Raw genomic sequence first — 25,135 nt, forward strand, 5'->3', positions numbered from 1 at the left:
ATTTACCGCAACACCGTTTCAAGTAGTAGGCGAAAAAACTAGAGAAATGAAAGGAGAGGGAAAATGTTCGAACTCGTAGACAACATCCCCGCAAGCCCGGTCATCAAAGTGATCGGCGTCGGCGGTGGCGGCGGCAACGCTGTCAACCACATGGTCAAGAGCAACATTGAAGGCGTTGAATTCATCTGCGCCAACACTGACGCCCAGGCCCTCAAAAGCATCGGTGCACGCACCATCCTGCAATTGGGCACAGCCGTGACCAAGGGCCTGGGTGCCGGCGCGAACCCGGAAGTCGGCCGTCAAGCCGCTCTGGAAGACCGCGAGCGCATTGCTGAAGTGCTGCAAGGCACCAACATGGTGTTCATCACCACAGGCATGGGCGGTGGTACCGGTACCGGTGCTGCGCCGATCATTGCCGAAGTGGCCAAGGAAATGGGGATCCTGACGGTTGCCGTCGTGACCCGTCCGTTCCCGTTCGAAGGTCGCAAGCGCATGCAGATCGCCGATGAAGGCATCCGTCTGCTGTCCGAAAGCGTCGACTCGTTGATCACCATTCCCAACGAGAAGCTGCTGACCATCCTCGGTAAGGACGCCAGCCTGCTGTCGGCTTTCGCCAAGGCTGACGATGTACTGGCCGGTGCCGTTCGCGGTATCTCCGACATCATCAAGCGTCCGGGCATGATCAACGTCGACTTTGCCGACGTACGTACCGTGATGAGCGAAATGGGCATGGCGATGATGGGCACTGGCTGCGCCAGCGGTCCGAACCGTGCACGTGAAGCTACCGAAGCGGCCATCCGCAACCCGTTGCTGGAAGACGTGAACCTGCAAGGCGCACGCGGCATCCTGGTGAATATCACCGCCGGTCCTGACCTGTCCCTGGGTGAGTACTCCGACGTGGGTAGCATCATCGAAGCCTTCGCTTCCGAGCACGCCATGGTCAAGGTCGGTACGGTTATCGATCCGGACATGCGCGACGAACTGCACGTGACCGTTGTTGCTACCGGCCTGGGTGCAAAAATCGAGAAGCCTGTAAAGGTCATCGACAATACCGTCCATACCAGCCACGCCAGCCAGCAAGCTGCCGCTCCAGCGCCTGCGCGCCAGGAACTGCCGTCTGTGAACTATCGTGACCTGGATCGTCCGACCGTGATGCGCAACCAGGCTCAGGCCGGTGCTGCTGCATCCCGTAGCCCGAATCCGCAAGATGACCTGGACTACCTGGACATCCCGGCTTTCCTGCGTCGTCAGGCCGATTAATGGAATGTATCAGGGCTATGAAGGTGATTGGTGTTCAGCAAAGGTCTGGTCTGCTATTATCGCCAGCCTTTGTTGATACCAGTTCGCAATTTGCGCTGAAGCGGTCCAAGCCATGATTAAACAACGCACCCTGAAGAATATTATCCGTGCCACAGGTGTAGGTCTGCACTCCGGGGAGAAGGTATACCTGACCCTCAAGCCCGCACCTGTCGACACCGGCATCGTGTTTGTTCGTGCCGACCTGGACCCTGTGGTGCAGATTCCTGCTCGCGCGGAAAATGTTGGCGAAACCACGATGTCGACCACGTTGGTCAACGGTGACGTCAAAGTGGACACGGTGGAGCACTTGCTCTCGGCCATGGCCGGTCTGGGCATCGATAACGCCTACGTCGAGCTCTCCGCGTCCGAAGTCCCAATCATGGATGGCAGCGCCGGACCCTTCGTATTCTTGATTCAATCTGCCGGCCTGGAAGAACAGGACGCAGCCAAGAAGTTCATTCGCATTCTGCGGGAAGTGACAGTAGAAGACGGCGACAAGCGCGCCACCTTCGTCCCGTTCGAAGGCTTTAAAGTGAGCTTTGAGATCGATTTCGATCACCCGGTATTCCGTGACCGCACACAAAGTGCAAGCGTGGATTTTTCCAGCACTTCGTTCGTAAAAGAAGTCAGCCGCGCCCGTACCTTTGGTTTCATGAGTGACATCGAGTACCTGCGCAAGCACAACCTCGCACTCGGCGGCAGCGTTGAAAACGCCATTGTGGTCGACGCGGATGGTGTACTGAACGAAGACGGCCTTCGCTATGAAGACGAATTTGTGAAGCACAAGATCCTCGATGCAATCGGTGACCTCTACCTGCTGGGCAATAGCCTGATAGGCGAGTTCAAAGGCTTCAAGTCGGGCCACGCCCTTAACAACCAGCTGCTGCGCAAGTTGATTGAGCAGACAGATGCTTGGGAAGTCGTGACCTTCGAAGATGCCAGCACCGCACCGATCTCTTACATGCGTCCCGTCGCGGCGGTGTAAGTAACAACTCTCTTTCCTTTTGTTTTTAAAGGCTGCCTTCGGGTGGCCTTTTTTTATGCCTGATCGTTCCCTACGCTCTGCGTGGGAACGCCTCCTGTGACGCTCCGCGTCACGGCTTTAACGCGCAGGCATCAACAACGCGATTACGCCCGGTATGCTTGGCCTCATACAGCGCCTGGTCGGCGTTGAGCAGTAATTCCTCCAGCGTGGTGCGGCTGTTTTTGGTCCAGGTACTGAGGCCAATGCTGACGGTAATCGGCACCGTATCCCCGCCCACCCGCGGCAGGTGTTCGACACTGCTGCGGATATGTTCAGCAATCACCAGCGCCCCCTGGCTGTCGGTATGCGGCAGCACCACCGCAAATTCCTCGCCGCCATATCGGGCCGCGAGATCGGCAGGGCGGCGGATATTGCCCTCGATCACCTGCGCCACCGCACGCAATGCCTCGTCGCCACCTTGATGGCCATGTCGGTCGTTGAACGCCTTGAAGTGGTCCACATCAATCATCAGCACCGTCAACGGTTCGGCTGAACGCTGGGCACGGTCCCATTCCAGGCGCAGGCGCTGGTCCAGGGTGCGGCGGTTGGCCAGGCCGGTGAGCGCATCGGTGGCTGCCAGTTCTGACAGCACCTGCTCGGCGCGGTGGCGCCTGCGCAGTTCCATGCAAAGCATCCCGGTCAGCCACAGCAGGCCAATGCACAAAACCCCGGTGGCCCCGCTGATCAATAGCGCCGCACGCTGCCAGGGTGCGAATATGTCATCCGTGGACAGGCCCACCACGACGATCAGCGGTAAATTCCCCACCGTGGAGAAGGTATAGAGGCGGTTCTCCTCATCCACACTGGACGTGCCACGAAAGTTGCCATCGCGCTCTTTCAGTATGCGCGCGACGTTGGGGCGTTGGCTGAGGTCCTTGTCGATCATGTCCCGTTCCAGCAACGGCTGTTGGGCCAGCAGGATGCCTTGCTGGTTGATCAGGTTGATGGTGCTGTCGTTGCCGATATTCAGGCTGCGGAACAGTTGCTGGAAATACGACAGGCGCATGGAGGCCACGGCCACCCCGAGGAATCGCCCGTCGGGTCCGGAGACCCTGCGGCTGAATGCGATGCGCCATTGGTCGTCACACACGCAGCGCGCCATGAAGGGCCGGCTGATGAACAGGCCCAGGTCGGGATTCTGCCGGTGGGCCTGAAAGTAATCACGGTCGGCGAAGTTGGCAGCCTTGGGCGTCAGCAGCGAGGAGTCGGCAATCACCTCGCCGTTCTTGTCCAGCAGCAGGATGTCACCCTTGTACGGCGCCGCTTCCGATCGATCAAACAGCACCAGGTGGCGGATGCTGGCCGATACTCCGGCCAAATCACTGCGTTCGGTGGCCGCGATCAGGCCTTTGATCGACAAGTCGTACAGCTCGACGTTGCGCAGCACGTCGGCATCGATCAGTTGGGTGATGTTATTGGCCGTGCGCTGGGCCGCCTGCAAGGTGTTGGCGTGCTCGCGGGTCAGCAACACCGCGACTACCAACATGATCAGCAGCACCGTGACGCAACTGCCGATGATCAGCAGCAGCTCCGGACGGTGGGTCGGGCGGGGCGGGCGGGTGGTGCTTGGGCTCATCGGGCGTACTTCTGCTTCGAGGATGCCCTTAGCGTAGTTGCTGATAACGGCTCATGTGGCCTGGCTGTGAACCGTGCGGTTGCGCCCGGAGTGCTTGGCGTCATACAGCGCCCGGTCGGCACTCAGCAGCAGCTCTTCCAGTGAACCACGGCGGCGTTTGTCCCAGGTACTGAGGCCGATGCTGACAGTGATCGACAACGCGTCTCCGTCCGCTGGTGGCAAGTGCTCCACCGCGCTGCGGATATGCTCGGCGATGGTGCTCGCTCCGTCGCGGTCGGTATCCGGCAGGATCACTGCGAACTCTTCGCCGCCGTAACGGGCCGCCAGGTCGGCGGGGCGACGAATATTGCTGCCGATGACCCGGGCGACGTTGCGTAGCGCCTCGTCACCGCCTTGGTGGCCATGGCGGTCGTTGAAGGCCTTGAAGTGGTCGACGTCGATCATCAGCAAGGCCACCGGCTCGCCCGAGCGTTGTGCGCGCTCCCATTCCAGGCGCAGGCGCTGGTCGAGGGTGCGGCGGTTGGCCAAGCCGGTGAGGGCGTCGGTGGCCGCCAGTTCCGACAACACCTTCTCGGCGCGATAGCGGCGGCGCAGTTCCCGGCGCAGCATCCAGGTCAGCCACAGCAGGCCTATACACAGCACACCGGTGGCGCCACTGATCAGCACGGTGGCACGTCTCCAGGCGGCAAACACGTCATCGTTGGACAGCGCCACCACCACAATCAGCGGCAGCGCACCGACGCTGGTGAAGGTGTACAGCCGTTGCTTGCCACTGATGGAGGAGAGACCGCTGAAACTGCCGCTGCCTTCGCGCAGCATTCTTTTGAAGTTTGGCCGCATGCTCAGGTCTTTGTTGATCATGTCGCTTTCGAGCGGAGGCTGCTGGGCCAGCAGAATGCCGTCGTTGTTCAGCAGGTTGATGCTGCTGCCGCTGCCGATGGTCAGGCTATTGAACAGCTGGTCGAAATACGCCAGGCGCATGGTCGCCACCGCCACACCGGCAAACTCGCCATTGGGCCCGGGCACCCGACGGCTGAACGCAATACGCCAGACCTGATCGCACTCGCAACGAATCTTGAAGGGCCGGCTGATGAACAAGCCCGCGTTGGGGTTCTGCTGGTGGATCTGGAAATAGTCGCGATTGGCGAAATTGCGTGGCGTGGGCTTCAGCGTAGAGGAGTCGGCGGTGACCGCGCCGACCTTGTCCAGCAGCAGGACCTCGCCTTTGAAAGGGGCGGCCGTGGACTGGTCGAACTGCACCATATGCAGGATGTCGGCCGAGACCTGGGGTAAGTCGTGGCGGGTGGTCGCGACAATCAGGCCGTTCAGGGCCAGGTCGTAGAGTTCGACGTTGCGTAACACATCGGCGTTGATTAACTGGGTGATATTGGTGGTGGAGCGCTGGGCCGTCAGCAGGGCGCTGGTGTGTTCGCGAGTCAGCAGTACGGCAACGATGATCACGATCAGGATGACGGTAAGGCCGCTACCCAGAATCAGCAAAAGCTCCGGGCGTGCAGGCGGGGTGAAGGTGCGGCGTTGACTCATGGGACTGACTTCGGCACTCGAGATACTGGCAGTTTAGTTCCATGTTGTGAAAAATAAGTCGTCGCCGCTAAAAGAATGCCTGAAGGTTAAAAAACGTCGATCGGGTAGTCGACGATCACCCGGTATTCATCCACGTCCCGGTCCACTGCCGCGTAGCCATTGCCGCCGCGATTGGTTGCCCACTGCAGGCGTACGGCCAGGTCCTTGGCCTTGCCGCCTTGCACCACGTACTTGAGGTCGATGTCCCGTTCCCAGTGCTTGGCGTTCTTGCCGTCGGCGCTGTACCAGGATGAGTAGCCACGGCTGTCCGGGTCGACGGTGGTCAGGTCGGTCTTGCCGCTGATGTACGACACCGCCGAGGTCAGGCCAGGCAGGCCCAGCCCGATGAAGTCATAGGCGTACTTGAGCTTCCACGAGCGTTCGTTGGGGCCGTTGAAGTCCGAGTATTGCTGGGAGTTATCCAGGTAGATGCTGTCACCCTGGCTGATGTAGTCGAACGGTGTGTTGCCGTTGACCCGCTGGTAGGCGGCGGTGACGCTGTGATTGCCTACGCCGACGGTGAAATGCAGGCTGTAGGTGTTGTTGTCGATGTTACCCAGCAGGGCTTTGCCGGTGTCCTGGGTGTGATAGTAGTGCAGACCCGGGTTCAAACTGACCAGTTCGTTCAGTTGCCAGGTGTAGTCCAGGTCGTAGTAGTACTGGTTCCAGATGTCCTTGAGTTCGGACGCGTACAGGTTGCTGGTCAGCCCCGGCAGGCCGCTGAAGGACACACCGGCCCAGTCCAGGTGCTGGCTGTCTTCACCGTTGGGCAAGGCGCCGTAGCTGGTGCCGATGCGCCGGTGGCCACTCTGGTTGTAGAGCTTGGTGAAGCTGGCCTGGCCGCCTTCGAACATCCAGCCGTCCAGGCTGTGGTTGGTCAGGCTCACGCCGCGGAAGGTCTGGGGCAGCATGCGGGTCATGCCGCCGGCAATTACCGGGTTGTTGAGGAACAGGTCGCCGGCTTTCAGCTCGGTGTCGAAGGCGCGCATTTTCAGGGTCGCGCCGGCGGTGGAGAACGAGCTTGGGGCTTTACCGTTGCCGGAGCTCACCGGCAGGATGCTGGAACCGTCGGTGCCGCCACCGCCGTCGAGCTTGAGACCGAGCATGGCGTTGGCGTCCAGGCCAAAGCCGACGGTGCCTGGGGTGTAGCCGGATTCGAAAATGCCGATGATGCCCTGGCCCCATTCCTTGCTGTCATCGGTGTGAATGTCGCGACGGTCGCGGTTCATGTAGTAGTTGCGGGTGTTGATCTTGAAGCTGGAACCTTCGACGAATCCGTCGGTGGTCGGGGTGTCTGCCGCGTGGGCAAGGGGAACGATCGTTGCAGCAATCGCGAGGAATAACGGGGTGAACGTCAGCGAGGTTTTCACCGGTGGAGCTCCTTTGGGTCAATCGAAACCGGCCAGTGTTGTTAGGGTTCCTGGCCTTTTTTCAGCGCAAAAAAAAGCCGCTGAACTCAGCGGCTTTAAGACAGATTCCCAGTGTAGAGCCCTGGAAATAAGTCGAGGGAAATCGGGGGAGAGCGGGTCGGTCTTAACCGCTGCGCTCATCGATGCGACAAATTAGCGCAGGTGAGCGATGCGATACAGAGTGTAACAAGATAATGACTGTTGCCCAAATCGCAACAGTCTGGCTTTGCGGGTGTGGGGCGTCCTGACAACCCCTACCCAAGAATGTTAGCGTGCTTGCCATTCCCACGTAGTCGATGAGCCCGCCTTCCATGAAAAAGACTGTCCTCGCCTTCAGCCGCGTCACCCCGGAAATGATCGAACGCCTGCAACAGGATTTCGATGTCATCGCGCCTAACCCAAAGCTGGGCGACATCAATGCCCAGTTCAACGAGGCTTTGCCGCACGCCCACGGGCTGATCGGCGTAGGCCGCAAATTGGGCCGTGCGCAACTGGAAGGCGCAAGCAAACTGGAAGTGGTTTCCAGCGTGTCGGTGGGCTACGACAACTACGACCTGGCGTACTTCAATGAGCGCGGGATCATGCTTACCAACACTCCGGACGTGCTCACCGAAAGCACCGCCGACCTGGCGTTTGCCCTGCTGATGAGCAGCGCCCGCCGCGTCGCCGAACTGGACGCCTGGACCAAGGCCGGGCAGTGGAAAGCCAGCGTCGGAGCGCCGTTGTTTGGCTGTGATGTACACGGCAAGACCCTGGGCATTGTCGGCATGGGCAACATCGGCGCGGCCATCGCCCGTCGGGGTCGCCTGGGTTTCAATATGCCGATTCTGTACAGCGGCAACAGCCGCAAGACCGAACTGGAACAGGAACTCGGCGCGCAATTTCGCAGCCTCGACCAGTTGCTGGCCGAAGCCGACTTCGTCTGCCTGGTGGTGCCGCTGAGTGAGAAAACCCGCCACCTGATCAGCCATCGCGAGCTGGGGTTGATGAAGTCCAGTGCGATCCTGGTGAACATTTCCCGTGGCCCGGTGGTGGATGAGCCGGCGCTGATCGAGGCCCTGCAAAACCAGGCCATCCGTGGCGCCGGCCTGGATGTGTATGAGCAGGAGCCGCTGTCCGAGTCGCCGCTGTTCCAGCTGAGCAATGCCGTGACCCTGCCGCACATCGGCTCGGCCACCAACGAGACCCGCGAAGCCATGGCCAACCGTGCCCTGGAAAACCTGCGCAGTGCGCTGTTGGGCCAGCGTCCGCAGGATTTGGTGAACCCGCAGGTGTGGAAGGGCTGATGACTGCTTGTTGTAGGAGCGAGCTTGCTCGCGAAAAGCGTCAACGAGAAAGCGGGCAGCCTGGATAAACACAGCGCCCTCAGGTTCTTCGCGAGCAAGCTCGCTCCTACAGTTTTTCGCGTGCAAGTCGATAACGGTCTATAGATCGTCATCCCTGATCCACAGAAGGTTTTTATGTCCACCACCAAAGCCCGCGCAGACTCACTCTCGCTTCTGCTCTTTACCTTGCGCAGCGGCAAGCTGATGGCGATCAACCTGTTGAAAGTCAGTGAAATCATTCCCTGCCCGCCGCTGACCAAGCTGCCGGAGTCGCACCCCCACGTCAAAGGCATCGCCACCTTGCGCGGCGCCGCCTTGTCGGTGATTGACCTGAGCCGGGCGCTGGGGGAAATGCCCCTGCAAGACCCGGACGGCGGCTGCCTGATCGTCACCGATGTGAGCCGTTCCAAGCAGGGCCTGCATGTGCAGGCGGTAAGCAAGATCGTGCACTGCCTGACCACCGACATTCGCCCGCCGCCGTTTGGCTCGGGCGGCACGCGTTCGTTTATCACCGGTGTGACCCAGGTCGAAGGCGCCCTGGTGCAGGTGCTGGACATCGAAAAAGTCATCCACGGCATCGCCCCGGCGCAGATCGAAGCGGCGCCCACCGACCTGACCATGGAAGAAGCCGAAGTGCTGGGCAATGCCCGAATCCTCGTGGTGGACGACAGCCAGGTGGCCCTGCAGCAATCGGTGCACACCCTGCGCAACCTCGGCCTCACCTGTCACACCGCCCGCAGTGCCAAGGAAGCGATTGATCGCTTGCTGGAGCTGCAAGGCACCGTCGAGCAAATCAACGTGGTGGTCTCGGACATCGAAATGTCCGAAATGGACGGCTACGCCTTCACCCGCACCCTGCGGGAAACCCCGGACTTCCAGGACCTCTATGTGCTGCTGCACACCTCCCTGGACAGTGCGATGAACAGCGAAAAAGCCCGCCTGGCCGGTGCCAATGCGGTGCTCACCAAGTTCTCCTCCCCCGAACTGACCAAGTGCCTGGTGGTCGCCGCCCAGACCGTTGCACAGCAGGGCCTCTGACCGGTGGGAGAGTATTTCCAGCTGCTGCGTCGCGACCTCACCGGTAGCCTGCCCGCGCCACAATGGCCGGCGGACATCCAGCTGGATCATTACCACGAAGCCATGGCTCCGGCGATTCACGCGGTATTGAGCCTGGCCCAGGAACAAGGCGGCGGACGTGTCGGTTCCCTTGAACATTGGCGTCAGCAGTTCGTTACCGATGCCGAGTTCGATCCAAAACTGTGCCTGGTGGCGAGTAACGCCAGCGGCATCCTGGGTGTGTCCCAATGCTGGACCAGCGCCTACATCAAGAACCTGGCCATTCACCCCTGTGCCCAGGGCATGGGGTTGGGCCGGGCGTTATTGCTGCACACCTTCCAGGTGTTCAAGCAACGCGGCGAGGCGTTTGTCGACCTCAAGGTGCTGGAATCCAACCTGCGGGCCCGCCGCCTGTATGAAAATGCCGGCATGGTGTTTGTGCTTCGGGACCTTGCCCCCGAAGACTGAGGACGCTGGCGCATAACTTGCTTTGCACGGAGACAGAACGGTGAACAGAGGCAAAAACCCGCCACCGTTCACGAGTGCCTTCTGACCTTGCCTGGTGACAGATCCTCCATGAATACCCACTTTTCCTGCGTCGGTTGCGGCAAATGCTGCACTGACCACCATGTGCCCCTGACCCTCGAAGAAGCCCGCAGTTGGGCGGCTGACGGCGGCAATGTCATCGTGCTGGTGGAGGGTTTCCTGGGCACGGGCCTTGGCCTGCCCGAGTTGCAGCGTGAGCACGCACAACGCCGTTCCGCCATCGTGCCCAGCGGCAATACCGAAGCGTATGTGGCAATCACCTTTGCCGCCTATAACGCCGGGCGCTGCCGGAATCTTGACGAGGACAACCGTTGCCGCATTTACGAGCGGCGGCCGTTGGTGTGCCGCATCTACCCGATGGAGATCAACCCGCACATCCCGCTGAACCCGGGCGCCAAGGACTGCCCGCCGGAATCCTGGGAGCAGGGGCCGGCGCTGATCGTGGGGGGCGAGTTGATGGACAAGGAACTGGCCGAGCTGATCAGCCGGTCACGCCAGGCTGATCGCGACGATATCCAGGCCAAGGAAGCGGTGTGTGGGTTGCTGGGCATCCATACCACGGCGCTCAAGGGCGATGGATTTACCGCGTACCTGCCGGACATGGGCCTGTTTGCCCAGGCGATCGAATTGGCGACCCAAGAGGCGGTGCCGGCCAATGAGTGGGTGTTTCATGTGTCCGGGATGGACATTGCCGAGCAGTTGCTGGATGCCGGCGCCCGGATTGCCACCGAGGTGCCGGCCAACTATGCGTTCATTTCGTTACGGGCGGCTTGAGTGAATGTAAACCTGTGGCGAGGGGGACAAGCCCCCTCGCCCCAAAACAGCTCATGCCGCTACTGCCGCCGCTTACTCCAGAACTCCTCCGCCAGCCGCCGCAAGTCATCCGCCAGCCCCGCCACATCCCCTGAGCTGAGCTGGCTCTGCTGACCCGCGTTGACCGTCACTTCCCCGGCATTGCGAATGCCGATGATGTTGCGGTTGATGTCCTCGCTGACCGCGCTTTGCTCTTCCACCGCCGCCGCAATCTGCTGGCTCATGGCGGTAATCTGGGTCACCCGCTGGCTGATCCCGTCCAACGCGGCGGCAGCGCGTTGGGCCTGGTCGACGCTGGCCTCGACATGCTGGCTGCTTTGCGCCATGGCCTGCACCGCATCCCGGGCGCCGCCTTGCAGGGTGCTGATCATGCGCTGGATTTCATTGGTCGACTGCTGCGTACGCTGGGCCAGCCCGCGCACTTCATCAGCTACCACAGCAAACCCGCGTCCCTGTTCTCCGGCGCGTGCGGCTTCAATGGCGGCATTGAGCGCCAGGAGGTTGGTCTGCTCGGCAATCGCCCGAATCACTTCCAGCACCCCGGAAATATCGCCGCTGTGGCTTTCAAGTTGATGGATCACGTCGGTGGCGCGCGCCAGCTCCTGGGACAACCGCAGCACCGCGTCGCGGCTTTCATCCACCCGTTGATGACCTTCCCGGGTCTCGCTGCCGGCCTGGTCAGCGGCCTTGGAGGCTTGCAGCGCATGCTCGGCAACTTGCGCCACGCTGGCGGCCATTTGATTGATCGCGGCGGCGACCTGATCTGTCTGGGACTGTTGGCCGAGACTGCTGGTGTGGCTGCTGTCCAGTTGTTGCACCAGCGCGGCGGCGTGCCCGGACAGGCGTTGCGAGGCATCGCCAATCCGGCCCACCACCGCGCCCACTTGGGCTTCCAGCATCTGCATGGCGAACTCGATGCGCCCGAACTCATCCCCGCGTCCGGTGTAGATCGCCTGGCTCAGCGGGTTGTCGGCAATCAACCGGGCTCGCTGGTTCAACTGTGCGAGGGGCCGCAACAAACCATGCACGCCCATCACCCCTATGGCACAGGTCGCGGTGACCGCCAGCAGTTGCCAGGTCAGCGGATAAGTGGCCAGTCCAAGGCCCAAGGCCCAAGTTGCGGCGCAGGCCCCCAAGACCCAGGCCGACAGCTTGAGGGTCATGCCCACCACGGGCCGTGCTCGCCGAGTACCGGCACGCAGCCGGGCATAGGCCCGCTCGGCCAGTTGCACCCGCCGCGCATCGGGCTTGGTGCGCACCGACTGATACTCCACCGTCACACCGTCCCGGGTGACCGGCGTGGCGTAGGCACTGACCCAGTAGTGATCGCCGTTCTTGCAGCGGTTTTTCACCATGCCCATCCACGAGCGGCCGCTCTTCAACACCTGCCACATGTGCGCAAAGGCAGCGGGTGGCATGTCCGGGTGGCGCAGCAGGTTGTGCGGCGTACCTAACAACTCCTCGCGGGTGTAGCCGCTGATATCGATGAAGTCCTGGTTGGCGTAGGTAATTGTGCTAGTCAGGTCGGTGGTCGAGAGGATATTGGCGTCGGGGGCAAAGTCCACATTTCGACCGGTGACCGGCAAATTGATCTTCATGGAAACGCGCGCTCGTGATTGTTGGAGGAGTCGGCAGGGCGTCGACTCTAAGCGCACGGGTTGGCCAAATACTGATCCAGCTCATGTTCGGTGCAATTAATTGGCCATTACGGCCTGGCGGGCGGTGCATCAAGCCGGTAGGGCTCGATGATGCGCTGGTACTCGCCGCTTTGCTTCAGTTGCTCAAGGGCGCAATTGAGGGTGCTGCGCAATGCCGTATCGGGCTTGCGCAACGCAATCCCTACGCCGTTACCCAACAGTTCGGCAGAGAGGGCGGGGCCGAGGAAGTCGAAATTCTGGCCCTCGGGGGTGTCGAGCAGCGCCTCACGGATTTCCACCATGCCTTGCAAGGTGGCATCGATGTCCCCCGCCAACAGGCTGCGGATCAGTTCGTCGTTGCGCCAGAAACCCTTGATGATGACGCCTTTTGGCGCCCACTTCGACAGGGCAAAGGCTTCGCGGTTGCTGCCCACCAGCACCCCTACGCGCTTGCCCTTCAACGACTGTGGCGTTGGCTTCAAACCTGACTTCCTGCGGGCCACCAGACGCGTGGTGATCGGATAAAGGTCATCGGTGAAACTTACCCGCTGGTGCCGCCTCGACGTCGGGGCCATGCCCATGATTGCGTCGAATTGCCTGGCTTCAAGGGCAGGGTAATTTTCCACCAGGATCTGGTCGACCCAGGTACATCGCACATTGAGCTGTATGCACAGGGCGTTGCCCAATTCGATGTTCAGCCCCACCAGTTGGCCTTGTTGATTGCGGCTTTGGAAAGGAGGGAATTGTGCAGCGACGGCGAAACGAATTTCGCGCCGTGGTTGATCACTGGCCGCAGTCGAGGAGAAAACGCTGACCATCAGCGACAACAGCACGACACAGGTGCGTATAGGAACCACGGGGACGTCCTTTTCCGGAAAACCAGCTTTACCACGCCTGGCCCCGAGCGAAAGCGTCGGGGCAGGTGGGTGTCGTGCAAGCTTTCAAGAATTGGCCGCAGGCCTACAAGGCGAAACGTCAGTAACTGTTGTAGGCATAAATCGTCATTGCGAAGGATTTATTACCGGTCAGCGCTTGCCCATCGAGCGACGGGTGCCGGGTGGTGCCATGCCCGGACTCTTGGTATGGCCGTTCTTCGCGCCATTTTTGTACCACGGCTGGCTGGCGTTTTTCGCACCGGCCAGTTCGCCCGGCTTGAACGGAAACTTGAATGCCGGGATCTCGGCCTTGGTTTCGCCTTCGACGCTGTCAGGATTGGCCTGTTGGTCGATGTCGACCGCTTCAACAGCGGGTTGTGTCGGGGAATTCATGGAAGCTCCGGGGGAGTACTGAAAATGACGCGGGCCCGACTTGCAGGCCACACCGTCGCGCAGTATACCTGCGCGCCTCGGATCTTTAACCACTGCTCGTACGAATGGTCGGACTTTACTGACGGCGCTGTCAGTTAGCAGTCACTTTGCTGACCGGGTTGGCGGGCTATAAAGAACCTTCATTCTTCCGATCCTTTGCCCTGGCGCCTCACCCCATGCACATTCAACGAAAACCTGCCTTGATCGTGGGCGTCCTTGTGGTACTGGCTGTGGTTGCCTGGGTGGTGACCCGCCCGGCCAAGACCAAACTGACTGCGTCGGCAGCGATTCCGGTGCGTGTGATCAGCGTCAAACAGCAGGACATCCCGGGTTTTGTCAGCGGCATCGGTTCGGTGCTGTCGTTGCACAGCGTGGTGATTCGCCCGCAGATCGACGGCATCCTCACCAAATTGCTGGTCAAGGAAGGTCAACTGGTGAAGGCCGGTGACCTGCTGGCGACCATTGATGACCGTTCGATCCGCGCCACCCTGGACCAGGCCAAGGCGCAACTCGGGGAAAGCCAGGCGCAACTGCAAGTCGCGCTGGTCAACCTCAAGCGCTACAAGGAACTGAGCATCGACGACGGCGTGTCCAAGCAGACCTATGACCAGCAACAAGCCCTGGTCAACCAGCTCAAGGCCACGGCCCAAGGCAACCAGGCCGCCATTGATTCGGCCCAGGTGCAGCTTTCCTACACCCAGATTCGCTCTCCGGTCACCGGGCGCGTCGGGATTCGTACGGTGGATGAAGGCAACTTCCTGCGCATGAGCGACACCCAGGGCTTGTTCTCCGTGACCCAGATCGACCCGATTGCCGTCGAGTTCTCCCTGCCGCAACAAATGCTGCCGACCCTGCAACGCCTGATCGCCGCGCAACTGCCCGCTGACGTCAACGCCTACATGGGCGCCGACACCGACGGCCAGACCGGCGACCTGCTGGGCGAAGGTCGCCTGAGCCTGATCGACAACCAGATCAGCGGCACCACCGGCACCATCCGCGCCAAGGCCGAGTTCAGCAACGGCGCGCAAAAACTCTGGCCGGGGCAACTGGTGACAATCCGCATCCAGACCGCCCTGCACAAGAACGCCCTGGTTGTGCCACCCACTGTGGTACAGCGCGGCCTGGATTCGCACTTCGTGTACCGGGTCAACGGTGACAAGGTCGACATCGTGCCGGTGCAGGTGCTGTACCAGAACAGCGACATGAACATCCTCCAGGGTGTGCAGGCCGGCGACGTGCTGGTCAGCGACGGCCAGTCACGGCTCAAGGCAGGCGCTCAGGTCGACGTACTCAAGGAGCCGCCGCAGGTGATCCAGACCGTTGATGCCAAGGTGCAGCCATGAGCGGCAGTCGTTCGCCGTCGGCCTGGTGTGTTGACCATCCGGTCGCCACCTTGCTGCTGACCTTCGCCCTGGTACTGCTCGGGATGATTGCCTTCCCACGGCTGGCCATCGCCCCACTGCCGGAAGCCGAGTTTCCGACGATTCAGGTCAGCGCCACGCTGCCCGGCGCCAGCCCGGACACCATGGCGTCCTCCGTGGCCACACCGCTGGAGGTGCAATTCAGCGCCATCCCCGGCATGACCCAGATGACCTCCAGCAGTGCCTTGGGCTCCAGCCTCCTGACCCTGCAGTTCACCCTCACCAAGAGCATCGATACCGCCGCGCAAGAAGTGCAGGCGGCGATCAACACCGCGTCCGGCAAACTGCCCAGCGACATGCCGAGCCTGCCGACCTGGAAAAAGGTCAACCCGGCGGACAGCCCGGTGCTGATCCTCAGCGTCAGCTCCGACAGCATGCCCAGCACCGAGCTGAGCGACTACGTGGAAACCCTGCTGGCCCGTCAGATCAGTCAGATCGACGGCGTCGGCCAGATCAACATCACCGGCCAGCAACGCCCGGCCATCCGGGTGCAGGCGTCGGCCGATAAACTCGCGGCCATCGGCCTGACCCTGGCAGACGTGCGCCTGGCGATCCAGCAATCCAGCCTGAACCTGGCCAAGGGCGCGATCTACGGCGAGAACAGCGTGTCGACCCTGTCGACCAACGACCAGTTGTTCCACCCCGAGGATTACGCCCAACTGATCGTGTCCTACAAGGATGGTGCACCGGTACAACTGCGGGATATCGCCAAAGTCGTCAACGGTTCGGAAAACGCCTACGTGCAGGCCTGGTCGGGCGACACGCCCGGGGTCAACCTGGTGATCTCCCGCCAGCCCGGTGCGAACATCGTCGAGACCGTGGACCGCATTCAAGCCGAGCTGCCACGCCTGCAAGCCATGTTGCCGGCCTCGGTGCAGGTCAGCGTATTGACCGACCGTACCAAGACCATCCGCGCGTCCCTGCATGAAGTGGAAGTGACCCTGCTGATCGCGATCCTGTTGGTGGTGGCAGTGATGGCGCTGTTCCTGCGCCAGTTGTCCGCCACCTTGATCGTGTCCAGCGTGCTCGGGGTGTCGCTGGTCGCCAGTTTTGCGCTGATGTACCTGATGGGCTTCAGCCTGAACAACCTGACCCTGGTGGCGATCGTGATCGCCGTGGGGTTTGTGGTGGACGATGCCATCGTGGTGGTGGAGAACATTCACCGCCACTTGGAAGCCGGCCTCGACAAGCGCGAGGCCGCGATCAAGGGCGCGGGTGAAATCGGCTTTACCGTGGTGTCCATCAGCTTCTCGCTGGTGGCAGCGTTTATTCCGCTGCTGTTCATGGGCGGTGTGGTCGGGCGGTTGTTCAAAGAGTTTGCGCTGACAGCCACCTCGACCATCCTGATTTCGGTGGTGGTTTCACTGACACTGGCGCCCACCCTGGCTGCGCTGTTCATGCGCGCCCCGACCCATCACGCCCACGACAAACCCGGCTTCAGCGAACGCCTCCTCGCCGGCTATGCGCGCAATCTGCGCCGCGCCCTGGCCCACCAACGCACCATGGCCGCGATCTTTATCGTGACCCTGGCCCTGGCGGTGGTCGGCTATGTGTTTATCCCCAAGGGTTTCTTCCCGGTACAAGACACCGGCTTCGTCCTCGGCACCAGCGAAGCGGCGGCCGACGTATCCTTCCCGGACATGGTCGCCAAGCACAAGGCGATCGCCGAGATCGTCAAGGATGACCCGGCGGTGGAAGCGTTTTCCCATTCGGTGGGCGTGACCGGCAGCAACCAGACCATCGCCAACGGACGGTTCTGGATCGCCTTGAAAGATCGCGGGGACCGTGACGTGTCGGCCAGCCAGTTTATCGACCGGATCCGGCCGAAACTGGCGAAAGTGCCGGGCATCGTCCTGTACCTGCGTGCCGGCCAGGACATCAACTTAAGCTCCGGCCCCAGCCGCGCCCAGTACCAGTACGTGCTCAAGAGCAATGACGGCCCGACCCTGAATACCTGGACCCAGCGCCTCACCGAAAAACTGCGGGCCAACCCGGCGTTCCGCGACCTGTCCAACGACCTGCAGTTGGGTGGCAGCATTACCCATATCAGCATCGACCGTCAGGCCGCCGCGCGTTTTGGCCTCACCGCCACCGATGTGGACCAGGCGCTGTACGACGCCTTCGGCCAGCGCCAGATCAACGAGTTCCAGACCGAGATCAACCAGTACCAAGTGGTGCTGGAGCTGGACACCCAGCAACGTGGCAAGGCCGAAAGCCTGAACTACTTCTACCTGCGCTCGCCGCTGACCAACGAGATGGTGCCGCTGTCGGCGGTGGCCAAGGTCGACCCGCCTACCATAGGGCCCTTGTCCATCAGCCATGATGGCATGTTCCCGGCGGCCAACCTGTCGTTCAACCTGGCGCCGGGCGTCGCGTTGGGGGATGCGGTGATCATGCTCAACCAGGCCAAGAACGAAATCGGCATGCCGACTACCATCATCGGCAACTTCCAAGGCGCGGCCCAGGCGTTCCAGAGTTCGTTGGCCAGCCAGCCCTGGCTGATCCTCGCGGCACTGGTGGCGGTCTACATTATCCTGGGTGTGCTGTACGAGAGCTTCGTGCACCCGCTGACGATCATCTCCACCTTGCCGTCGGCGGGGTTGGGGGCGCTGATCATGCTGTCACTGATGGGCCAGGACTTTTCGATCATGGCCCTGATCGGGCTGGTGCTGCTGATCGGTATTGTGAAGAAGAACGGTATCCTGATGATCGACTTCGCTCTGGACGCCCAACGCGTACGCGGCTTGCCGCCTGAAGAAGCGATTTATGAAGCCTGTGTCACGCGGTTCCGGCCGATCATCATGACCACCCTGGCCGCGCTGCTGGGTGCGGTGCCGCTGATGCTCGGCTCCGGCCCCGGCGCGGAAATGCGCCAGCCGCTGGGTATCGCGGTGGTGGGCGGGTTGCTGGTGAGCCAGGCGCTGACGCTGTTCACCACACCGGTCATATACTTGTACCTCGAGAAGTTTTTTCACAGACCCAAACCGGCTCCCCAGCTGGCAACCACACACTGAGGCTGAGGCCCCGTCCTGGAACAAAAGGCTCATGCGTGTACTGATTGTTGAAGACGAAGAAAAAACCGCCGACTACCTGCACCGCGGCCTGACGGAGCAAGGCTATACCGTCGACGTCGCCCGTGAAGGTGTCGAAGGTCTGCACCTGGCCCTGGAGAACGATTACGCGGTGATCGTGCTCGACGTGATGCTGCCCGGCCTGGATGGCTTTGGCGTGTTGCGCGCGCTGCGGGCGCGCAAGCAGACGCCGGTGATCATGCTCACCGCTCGCGAGCGCGTGGAAGACCGCATTCGCGGCCTGCGTGAAGGGGCGGACGATTACCTCGGCAAGCCATTCTCGTTCCTCGAGTTGGTGGCGCGCCTGCAAGCCCTGACCCGTCGCAGCGGCGGGCATGAGCCGGTGCAGGTGACCATCGCCGACCTGTGGATCGACCTGATCAGCCGCAAGGCCAGTCGCAACGGCGTTCGCCTGGACCTGACCGCCAAGGAGTTCTCGCTGCTCAGCGTATTGGCGCGGCGCCAGGGTGAAATCCTGTCCAAGACCTCGATTGCGGAAATGGTCTGGGACATCAATTTCGACAGCGACGCCAACGTGGTGGAAGTGGCGATCAAGCGCCTGCGGGCCAAGCTCGACGGGCCGTTCGAACAGAAACTGCTGCACACCATCCGCGGCATGGGTTATGTGCTGGAGAGCCGCAGTGTCGGCTAACTCCATCGCCCTGCGCCTGAGTGGCATGTTCACGTTGGTGGCGCTGCTGATCTTTCTGTTGATCGGCGGCGCGCTGTATCAGCAGGTGGACAAAGGCCTGGGTTTGTTGCCCGGGGCCGAGCTGGATGCGCGTTACAGCGTGCTGGAGTCTTCGGTGAACCGCTTTGGTACGCCGGATCACTGGGCGAAGATCACCGCCAAGCTCAAGCTGTTGGGGGAGGAAGACAAGCGCATCCGCTTCTGGGTGGTGAGCAGCGATCCGACCTACGAATACGGCAACCCGGACGCGCAGATTCGCGCCTTCGCCGAAGGCCCGACCGGCAAGCGCGATTTGCACCTGCCGGGCCATCATCATCCGTTCAAAGTGCTGGTCAGCCAGTTCCCGGCCAAGGACCAGCGTCCGCCGTTGCGCTTCATGATTGCTGTCGACACCGAGAACTTCCGCGCCACCCAGCATCAACTGCTGATGGCGCTGATCGGCCTGGCGTTTGTTGGCGTGGTGTTGGCGTCGCTGCTGGGGTTCTGGGTCGCACGTATCGGCCTCAAGCCGCTGATCAAACTGTCGGATGAGGCGCAGAAACTCGCGCCGCCGAAACTCTCCGGGCGCCTGCAATTGTCGCCGTTGCCGCCGGAGCTGAAGCAGTTCGTCAATTCCTTCAACTCGACCCTCGACCGGGTGGAGCAAGCCTATTCGCGCCTGGAGTCATTCAACGCCGACGTGGCCCATGAACTGCGCTCACCGCTGACCAACCTGATTGGCCAGACCCAGGTGGCGCTGACCCGTGGGCGTTCGGCCGAGCATTATTTCGAGGTGCTCCAATCGAACCTCGAAGAGCTGGAACGGCTGCGCTCGATCATCAATGACATGCTGTTCCTGGCCAGCGCAGACCAGGGCAGCAAGGCCACCAAGCTGATCAGCAGTTCGCTGGCGGATGAAGTGGCGACCACCCTGGACTACCTGGACTTCATCCTCGAAGACGCCCAGGTGCAGGTACGCGTGAGCGGCGATGCCCAGGTGCAGATCGAGAAGGCGCACTTGCGCCGGGCGTTGATCAATCTGTTGAGCAATGCGGTTCAGCATACGGCGCCTGGCCAGGTGATCGAGGTAAAGATCGAAGTATTGGAAGATCACGTGGCGATCGGGGTGACCAACCCCGGCGATGAGATTGCCAGCGAGCATTTGCCCCGGTTGTTCGAACGGTTCTATCGGGTGGACGCGTCCCGCAGCAATAGCGGGGCGAATCACGGCTTGGGGTTGGCGATCGTCAAGGCGATCGCGCTGATGCACGGCGGGGATGTGTTTGTGCGCAGCGAGGGCGGCGGCAACACCTTTGGCATTACGCTGCCGGTGTAGCGGCTGACCCCCTCAGTTACTCAGTCGTACGCCGCCCAAACTGCCACTGAGCTCATAGGCCGCCAGTTCCGCCTGATGGGCGGCCATGATTTCCGGCAGGGAGCTGCGCAGGTATTCCACCCACGTCTTGATCTTCGCATCCAGGTATTGGCGCGACGGGTAGATGGCGTACAGATTGAGTTCCTGGGAACGGTAGTTGGGCATTACCCGCACCAGGGTGCCGTTGCGCAGGCCTTCAATCGCCGCATACACCGGCAACAGGCCAACGCCCATGCCGCTAGTGATGGCGGTCTTCATCGCATCCGCGGAGTTCACCAGGAACGGTGAGCTGTTGATCGCCACGCTCTCCTGGCCCTCGGGCCCGTTGAACGACCATTTATCCAGCTGAATCACCGGGCTGACCAGGCGCAGGCACGCGTGGTTGAGCAGGTCACTCGGCCGTTGCGCGCAGCCATTGGCCTTGACGTAAGCCGGCGAGGCACAGGCGATGCTGTAAGTTATCCCCAGGCGCTGCGAGACAAACCCCGAATCCGGCAGTTCGCTGGCGAGCACGATGGACACGTCGTAGCCCTCGTCCAGCAGGTCGGGCACGCGGTTGGCCATGGTCAGGTCAAAGGTCACGTCCGGGTGGGTGCGGCGGTAGCGGGCAATCGCATCGATCACGAAGTGCTGGCCGATGCCGGTCATGGTGTGCACTTTCAACTGCCCGGCGGGGCGTGCGTGAGCGTCGCTGGCTTCGGCCTCGGCTTCCTCGACGTACGCCAGGATCTGCTCGCAACGCAGCAAATAGCGCTTGCCGGCCTCGGTCAAGGCGATGCGGCGGGTGGTGCGGTTGAGCAAACGGGTTTGCAGATGGGCCTCAAGGTTGGAGACCGCGCGCGAGACGTTGGCCGTGGTGGTATCCAGTTGCACGGCGGCGGCGGTGAAGCTGCCGGCTTCGGCCACACAACTGAAGGCGCGCATGTTTTGCAAGGTGTCCATTAAGGTGCTCTCAGGGGAGATGGCAAATTGTGACACGAAGTTGCAGGATCCAGTGATCCCTACGAACGGATTATCGCCTGAACGGTAACAAAGATTCACAAGAATCCCACCTTATCGCCATCCGGCCCGCCCCTTAGAATTGCGCCACCTTCCCCGCAACACCCTCTCAGGAATTCGCAGCAGTGCCGCGTCGCATCAGCAGAGAGCTGAAGACTCTCAGTGTTTGGGCCTTATCGTTAGCAATCAGCGGCTGCATCGGAACCGGAGGAATTGCCCCTCAAGGCCAGTCACTCGTCGCCAATACATTGGCCACCGACGAAGCGATCAAAACCGCCGCCCAGGACGCCCACTGGCCCACCGCGCAATGGTGGCAAGCCTACGGCGACCCGCAACTCAACCACTGGATCGACCTCGCCGTGCAAGGCAGCCCGAGCATGGCCATGGCCGCTGCTCGTGTGCGTGAAGCCCTGGCCATGGCCGGGATCGCCGAGTCGGCCGAGTCGTTGCAGGTCAATGGCGACGCCACGCTCAAGCGCCACAATTGGCCGAGCGACCAGTTCTACGGCCCGGGCGCGCTGGACAATTCCACCACCTGGGACAACAACGCGTCCTTGGGCTTGAGCTATGCCCTCGACCTCTGGGGCCGCGAAAGCAATGCCACCGAGCGTGCCGTGGACATGGCCCACATGAGCGCCGCCGAAGCGCGCCAGGCCCAGCTCGAATTGCAGAACAACGTGGTGCGCGCCTATATCCAACTGTCGTTGCATTTCGCCCAGCGCGATATCGTGGCCGCCACCCTGGCCCAGCAACAACAGATCCTCGACCTGGCGCAAAAGCGCTTGAATGGCGGGATCGGCACCCACTTCGAAGTCAGCCAGGCCGAGACGCCGCTGCCGGAAACCCACCGGCAACTGGACGCTTTGGATGAAGCCATCGCCCTGAGCCGCAACCAGCTGGCTGCGCTGGCGGGCAAAGGGCCGGGGGAGGGCGCGCAGTTGCAGCGGCCCACCTTGTCCCTCGGTGCACCGTTGAAGCTACCGTCGACCTTGCCCGCCGAACTGCTCGGCCAGCGCCCGGACGTGGTCGCCAGTCGCTGGCAAGTGGCGGCCCAGGCCCGTGGCATTGACGTGGCCCACGCCGGTTTCTACCCCAACGTCGACTTGGTGGGCAGCCTCGGCTACGTCGCCACCGGCGGCGGGATGCTCAGTTTCCTCACGGGTAAAAAGCTCAACTACACCGCGGGCCCTGCCATCAGCCTGCCGATCTTCGATGGCGGCCGCCTGCGCTCGCAGTTGGGTGAAGCCAGCGCCGGCTATGACATCGCCGTCGCGCATTACAACCAGACCCTGGTCAATGCGCTCAAGGGCATCAGCGACCAGTTGATCCGCCGCGAGTCGATGGACAAGCAGCAAGCCTTCGCCGTCGAATCCGTGGCCTCGGCGCAGAAAACCTATGACATCGCGATGATCGCCTACCAGCGCGGCCTCACCGACTACCTCAATGTGCTGAATGCCCAAAGCCTGTTGTTCCGCCAGCAGCAGGTGCAGCAGCAGGTTCAGGCCGCACGCCTGAGTGCCCACGCCGAACTGGTGACCGCATTGGGCGGTGGCCTCGGCGCCGGCAGCGACGTGCCGCAAGACAGCAAGACGCTTCCGAGCAAGACCCCGGCGACCCTCGCCGTGTTTGATCACTGAGTAGGATGCAATGACTCCCTTGCCTGCACCGCTGCGCTGGTTGCACTCACTTGAATGGCGCCGTGGTTTCTTCGATTGGGCACGCAGTGACGGCGTGACCTGGGTCTATATCTTCAAGGTGCTGATCGCGGCGTTCCTGACGCTGTGGTTGGCAATGCGCCTGGAACTGCCGCAGCCGCGCACCGCAATGATCACGGTATTTATCGTGATGCAGCCGCAAAGCGGCCAAGTGTTCGCCAAGAGTTTCTACCGCTTCCTTGGCACCCTGGCGGGCTCGGCGGTGATGGTGTTCCTGGTCGCGTTGTTTGCGCAGAACACTGAACTGTTCCTCGGTTCGCTGGCGATCTGGGTCGGCATCTGCACTGCTGGCGCGACCCGCAATCGCAACTTTCGCGCCTACGGTTTTGTGCTGGCAGGCTACACCGCGGCGATGGTTGGCTTGCCGGCCCTGGCCCATCCCGATGGCGCCTTCATGGCGGCCGTGTGGCGGGTCCTGGAGATCTCGTTGGGGATTGTCTGCTCCACGTTGGTCAGCGCCGCGATCCTGCCGCAAACCGCCAGCGCCGCGATGCGCAACGCTCTGTACCAACGTTTCGGTGTGTTTGCGCTGTTCGTCACCGACGGTCTGCGCGGTCGCAGCGAGCGTGAAGGGTTTGAACGCAGCAACGTACGCTTTATCGCCGAAGCCGTGGGCCTGGAAGGGCTGCGCAGCATCACGGTGTTCGAAGACCCGCACATGCGTCGGCGCAATGGTCGGCTGACGCGCTTGAACAGCGAGTTCATGAGCATCACTACTCGCTTCAATGCCTTGCACCAATTGCTCGAACGCCTGCGCAGCCAAGAGGCCGATCACGTGGTGGCCGCCATCAAACCCGGCCTGCAAGACCTCGCGGAATTGCTCGACGGTTTTTCCGGCCGTGCCCTCACCAGCCCCGACGCGGCGCGCCTGGCCAATCAGTTGAATACCTATAAGGAAGGCCTGCCCGCCAAGGTACGCAGCCTGCGCACGAGCTTCCAGGAAAGTCAGCCCAGCGACGCCGAGCAGCTGGATTTTCACACCGCCTACGAACTGCTGTACCGCTTCGTCGACGACTTGCACAACTACGCCCAGACTCACGCTTCCCTGGCCGACCACAGCCACGAACGCGAACACTGGGACGAGCCCTACACCCCGAAAACCAACTGGCTGGCCTGCGCTGCTTCCGGGATTCGCGCCTCGTTTATCCTGATCGTCCTCGGCAGTTACTGGGTGGCCACGGCCTGGCCCAGCGGCGCCACCATGACCCTGATCGCCGCCGCGACGGTGGGCCTGTCCGCCGCCACGCCCAACCCCAAGCGCATGGCGTTTCAAATGGCCTGCGGCACCTTGATCGGGGCGCTGGTGGGCTTTGTTGAAATGTTCTTCGTGTTCCCCTGGATCGATGGTTTCCCGCTGCTGTGCGTAATGCTCGCCCCGGTGATCATCTTCGGTTCGTTCCTGGCTTCGCGCCCGCAGTACGCCGGCGTTGGCGTGGGGTTGCTGATTTTCTTCAGCACCGGCTCGGTGCCGGACAACCTCACGATCTATAACCCGTACACCTTCATCAACGACTACATCGCCATGGTCATCGGCATGCTGGTGTGTGCGGCGGCGGGCGCGATCATCCTGCCGCCCAACAGTCGCTGGTTGTGGCGCCGGCTGGAGCAGGACCTGCGCGAGCAAGTGGTGTTCGCCATCAGCGGCAAGCTCAAGGGCCTGGCCTCGGGTTTCGAAAGCCGCACCCGTGACCTGCTGCACCAGGCCTATGGTTTCGCCGCCGGGCAACCCCAGGTGCAACGCAACCTGCTGCGCTGGATGTTCGTGGTGCTGGAAGTCGGCCACGCGATTATCGAGTTGCGCAAGGAACAGGCGATCTTGCCGGTGCACCCGGCGTATGCCGAATCCCAGCCGTGGCGCCAGGCGATCCGGGTGATGGGCCGCTCGTTGGTGCGGCTGTTCCTGCAACCCAGCGCCAGCAACCTGGAGCGCAGCCTGATCGCCGTGGACCATGCCATCAGCCGGGTGCAGGCCACCGACGAACCCTTCGCCCCGCACTTCGACACCTCGGCCCTACGCCGAGTGAAAAGCTACCTGCACTTTATCCGCACCTCATTGCTGGACCCGCAATCACCCCTGGCTGCCCTCAAGTCCGAAGGACCCGCCCATGCCTCGTGAAATCGCCTTCCACGGCGTCTACATGCCCACCATGACCCTGATGTTTTTGATCGCGGCGGGCCTGGCCTGGGCCCTCGACCGATTCCTGGCCGGCTTTGACCTGTACCGTTTTTTCTGGCACCCGGCGCTGCTGCGCCTGAGCCTGTTCGCTTGCTTGTTCAGCGCCCTGGCGCTGACCGTCTACCGTTGAGA

At 61.9% G+C, this 25,135-nt stretch carries 19 protein-coding genes and 3 pseudogenes; 14 read left to right on the forward strand and 8 right to left on the reverse strand.

From position 1 onward, the window contains the following. The first annotated feature begins 63 nt into the window (after window positions 1–63). Together ftsZ and lpxC are read left to right on the forward strand one after the other, a co-directional pair. The gene (gene ftsZ / locus K0H47_RS08220) at window positions 64–1,260 is read left to right on the forward strand and encodes a cell division protein FtsZ (protein WP_010170471.1); all 1,197 of its coding nucleotides are present in this window, start codon (window positions 64–66) and stop codon (window positions 1,258–1,260) included. 112 nt (window positions 1,261–1,372) lie between these two features. Then, entirely contained in the window at window positions 1,373–2,284 is a 912-nt protein-coding gene (gene lpxC / locus K0H47_RS08225; protein ID WP_003171886.1) for a UDP-3-O-acyl-N-acetylglucosamine deacetylase, read from the forward strand. Between the two features lie 109 nt (window positions 2,285–2,393). Here the strand turns inward: lpxC and K0H47_RS08230 are convergent, their stop codons facing one another. The 3 genes from K0H47_RS08230 to K0H47_RS08240 all read right to left on the reverse strand — a co-directional run bounded on the left by K0H47_RS08230 (window position 2,394) and on the right by K0H47_RS08240 (window position 6,853). After that, window positions 2,394–3,899, reverse strand: a complete 1,506-nt coding sequence (locus K0H47_RS08230; RefSeq protein ID WP_219272347.1) for a diguanylate cyclase — start codon at window positions 3,897–3,899, stop codon at window positions 2,394–2,396. 51 nt (window positions 3,900–3,950) lie between these two features. Then, entirely contained in the window at window positions 3,951–5,444 is a 1,494-nt protein-coding gene (locus tag K0H47_RS08235; RefSeq protein ID WP_219272348.1) for a sensor domain-containing diguanylate cyclase, read from the reverse strand. 86 nt (window positions 5,445–5,530) lie between these two features. Next, window positions 5,531–6,853, reverse strand: coding sequence for an OprD family porin (locus K0H47_RS08240; RefSeq protein ID WP_063027218.1), 1,323 nt, complete (start codon window positions 6,851–6,853; stop codon window positions 5,531–5,533). A 350-nt stretch (window positions 6,854–7,203) separates the two neighbouring features. On the opposite strand from K0H47_RS08240, the gene K0H47_RS08245 reads away from it, so the two are divergent. The 5 genes and pseudogenes from K0H47_RS08245 to K0H47_RS08260 all read left to right on the forward strand — a co-directional run bounded on the left by K0H47_RS08245 (window position 7,204) and on the right by K0H47_RS08260 (window position 10,593). Then, window positions 7,204–8,178: a D-glycerate dehydrogenase gene (locus K0H47_RS08245; protein WP_177070289.1), complete on the forward strand. Its 975-nt coding sequence runs from the start codon at window positions 7,204–7,206 to the stop codon at window positions 8,176–8,178. 24 nt (window positions 8,179–8,202) lie between these two features. Then, window positions 8,203–8,301: pseudogene (locus K0H47_RS31000) on the forward strand (outer membrane lipoprotein carrier protein LolA); the annotation flags it as partial. A gap of 51 nt (window positions 8,302–8,352) precedes the next feature. Next, window positions 8,353–9,255, forward strand: a complete 903-nt coding sequence (locus tag K0H47_RS08250; protein ID WP_063027220.1) for a chemotaxis protein CheV — start codon at window positions 8,353–8,355, stop codon at window positions 9,253–9,255. Window positions 9,256–9,258: 3 nt separating this feature from the next. Next, window positions 9,259–9,741, forward strand: a complete 483-nt coding sequence (locus tag K0H47_RS08255) for an N-acetyltransferase (RefSeq protein ID WP_177026150.1) — start codon at window positions 9,259–9,261, stop codon at window positions 9,739–9,741. Between the two features lie 108 nt (window positions 9,742–9,849). Beyond that, the gene (locus K0H47_RS08260) at window positions 9,850–10,593 is read left to right on the forward strand and encodes a YkgJ family cysteine cluster protein (protein WP_093205294.1); all 744 of its coding nucleotides are present in this window, start codon (window positions 9,850–9,852) and stop codon (window positions 10,591–10,593) included. 59 nt (window positions 10,594–10,652) lie between these two features. Here K0H47_RS08260 and K0H47_RS31390 read toward each other — a convergent pair. The 4 genes and pseudogenes from K0H47_RS31390 to K0H47_RS08275 all read right to left on the reverse strand — a co-directional run. Further along, window positions 10,653–11,645 (reverse strand): annotated as a pseudogene (locus K0H47_RS31390) (methyl-accepting chemotaxis protein); the annotation flags it as partial. Window positions 11,646–11,948: 303 nt separating this feature from the next. Beyond that, window positions 11,949–12,230 (reverse strand): annotated as a pseudogene (locus tag K0H47_RS31395) (PAS domain-containing protein); the annotation flags it as partial. A gap of 107 nt (window positions 12,231–12,337) precedes the next feature. Continuing rightward, window positions 12,338–13,126: a transporter substrate-binding domain-containing protein gene (locus K0H47_RS08270; RefSeq protein ID WP_219272350.1), complete on the reverse strand. Its 789-nt coding sequence runs from the start codon at window positions 13,124–13,126 to the stop codon at window positions 12,338–12,340. Between the two features lie 168 nt (window positions 13,127–13,294). Further along, window positions 13,295–13,537 carry a hypothetical protein gene (locus K0H47_RS08275; RefSeq protein WP_003216247.1) on the reverse strand — a complete coding sequence of 81 codons (243 nt, stop codon included), beginning with the start codon at window positions 13,535–13,537 and terminating at the stop codon, window positions 13,295–13,297. Between the two features lie 215 nt (window positions 13,538–13,752). Between K0H47_RS08275 and K0H47_RS08280 the strand changes: the two genes are divergently transcribed. The 4 genes from K0H47_RS08280 to K0H47_RS08295 are packed head-to-tail and all read left to right on the forward strand — an operon-like array spanning window position 13,753 to window position 20,074. Next, the gene (locus tag K0H47_RS08280; RefSeq protein WP_063027230.1) at window positions 13,753–14,919 is read left to right on the forward strand and encodes an efflux RND transporter periplasmic adaptor subunit; all 1,167 of its coding nucleotides are present in this window, start codon (window positions 13,753–13,755) and stop codon (window positions 14,917–14,919) included. Further along, entirely contained in the window at window positions 14,916–18,011 is a 3,096-nt protein-coding gene (locus K0H47_RS08285) for a multidrug efflux RND transporter permease subunit (RefSeq protein WP_063027232.1), read from the forward strand. Before K0H47_RS08280 ends, K0H47_RS08285 begins: the two co-directional genes overlap by 4 nt. Window positions 18,012–18,042: 31 nt before the next feature. Then, window positions 18,043–18,720 (forward strand): heavy metal response regulator transcription factor, encoded by a 678-nt coding sequence (locus K0H47_RS08290; protein ID WP_063027234.1) that lies wholly within the window; start codon window positions 18,043–18,045, stop codon window positions 18,718–18,720. Next, window positions 18,710–20,074: a heavy metal sensor histidine kinase gene (locus K0H47_RS08295; protein ID WP_177070297.1), complete on the forward strand. Its 1,365-nt coding sequence runs from the start codon at window positions 18,710–18,712 to the stop codon at window positions 20,072–20,074. The genes K0H47_RS08290 and K0H47_RS08295 overlap by 11 nt, the downstream gene beginning before the upstream one ends. Window positions 20,075–20,086: 12 nt before the next feature. Here the strand turns inward: K0H47_RS08295 and K0H47_RS08300 are convergent, their stop codons facing one another. Continuing rightward, window positions 20,087–21,055, reverse strand: coding sequence for a LysR family transcriptional regulator (locus K0H47_RS08300; protein ID WP_003216257.1), 969 nt, complete (start codon window positions 21,053–21,055; stop codon window positions 20,087–20,089). Window positions 21,056–21,237: 182 nt separating this feature from the next. Between K0H47_RS08300 and K0H47_RS08305 the strand changes: the two genes are divergently transcribed. Genes K0H47_RS08305 through K0H47_RS08315 form a run of 3 tightly spaced genes read left to right on the forward strand, consistent with a single transcriptional unit; the run spans window position 21,238 to window position 25,133 of the window. Beyond that, window positions 21,238–22,749 carry an efflux transporter outer membrane subunit gene (locus tag K0H47_RS08305; protein WP_219272351.1) on the forward strand — a complete coding sequence of 504 codons (1,512 nt, stop codon included), beginning with the start codon at window positions 21,238–21,240 and terminating at the stop codon, window positions 22,747–22,749. A gap of 10 nt (window positions 22,750–22,759) precedes the next feature. Further along, window positions 22,760–24,943, forward strand: a complete 2,184-nt coding sequence (locus K0H47_RS08310; protein ID WP_219272352.1) for an FUSC family protein — start codon at window positions 22,760–22,762, stop codon at window positions 24,941–24,943. Next, window positions 24,933–25,133, forward strand: a complete 201-nt coding sequence (locus tag K0H47_RS08315) for a DUF1656 domain-containing protein (RefSeq protein ID WP_063027242.1) — start codon at window positions 24,933–24,935, stop codon at window positions 25,131–25,133. Before K0H47_RS08310 ends, K0H47_RS08315 begins: the two co-directional genes overlap by 11 nt. Window positions 25,134–25,135 lie beyond the last annotated feature (2 nt).

It is taken from the genome of Pseudomonas sp. Xaverov 83 (genome assembly GCF_019352905.1).
GTDB classification, from domain to species: Bacteria; Pseudomonadota; Gammaproteobacteria; order Pseudomonadales; family Pseudomonadaceae; genus Aquipseudomonas; species Aquipseudomonas yamanorum.

Coding starts and splice junctions, on each gene's coding strand:
- K0H47_RS08290 (WP_063027234.1), top strand. CDS start 18,043: ATGCGTGTACTGATTGTTGAAGACGAAGAAAAAACCGCCGACTACCTG.
- K0H47_RS08275 (WP_003216247.1), bottom strand. CDS start 13,537: ATGAATTCCCCGACACAACCCGCTGTTGAAGCGGTCGACATCGACCAA.
- lpxC (WP_003171886.1), top strand. CDS start 1,373: ATGATTAAACAACGCACCCTGAAGAATATTATCCGTGCCACAGGTGTA.
- K0H47_RS08315 (WP_063027242.1), top strand. CDS start 24,933: ATGCCTCGTGAAATCGCCTTCCACGGCGTCTACATGCCCACCATGACC.
- K0H47_RS08245 (WP_177070289.1), top strand. CDS start 7,204: ATGAAAAAGACTGTCCTCGCCTTCAGCCGCGTCACCCCGGAAATGATC.
- K0H47_RS08310 (WP_219272352.1), top strand. CDS start 22,760: ATGACTCCCTTGCCTGCACCGCTGCGCTGGTTGCACTCACTTGAATGG.
- K0H47_RS08230 (WP_219272347.1), bottom strand. CDS start 3,899: ATGAGCCCAAGCACCACCCGCCCGCCCCGCCCGACCCACCGTCCGGAG.
- K0H47_RS08285 (WP_063027232.1), top strand. CDS start 14,916: ATGAGCGGCAGTCGTTCGCCGTCGGCCTGGTGTGTTGACCATCCGGTC.
- K0H47_RS08260 (WP_093205294.1), top strand. CDS start 9,850: ATGAATACCCACTTTTCCTGCGTCGGTTGCGGCAAATGCTGCACTGAC.
- K0H47_RS08235 (WP_219272348.1), bottom strand. CDS start 5,444: ATGAGTCAACGCCGCACCTTCACCCCGCCTGCACGCCCGGAGCTTTTG.
- K0H47_RS08300 (WP_003216257.1), bottom strand. CDS start 21,055: ATGGACACCTTGCAAAACATGCGCGCCTTCAGTTGTGTGGCCGAAGCC.
- K0H47_RS08280 (WP_063027230.1), top strand. CDS start 13,753: ATGCACATTCAACGAAAACCTGCCTTGATCGTGGGCGTCCTTGTGGTA.
- K0H47_RS08250 (WP_063027220.1), top strand. CDS start 8,353: ATGTCCACCACCAAAGCCCGCGCAGACTCACTCTCGCTTCTGCTCTTT.
- ftsZ (WP_010170471.1), top strand. CDS start 64: ATGTTCGAACTCGTAGACAACATCCCCGCAAGCCCGGTCATCAAAGTG.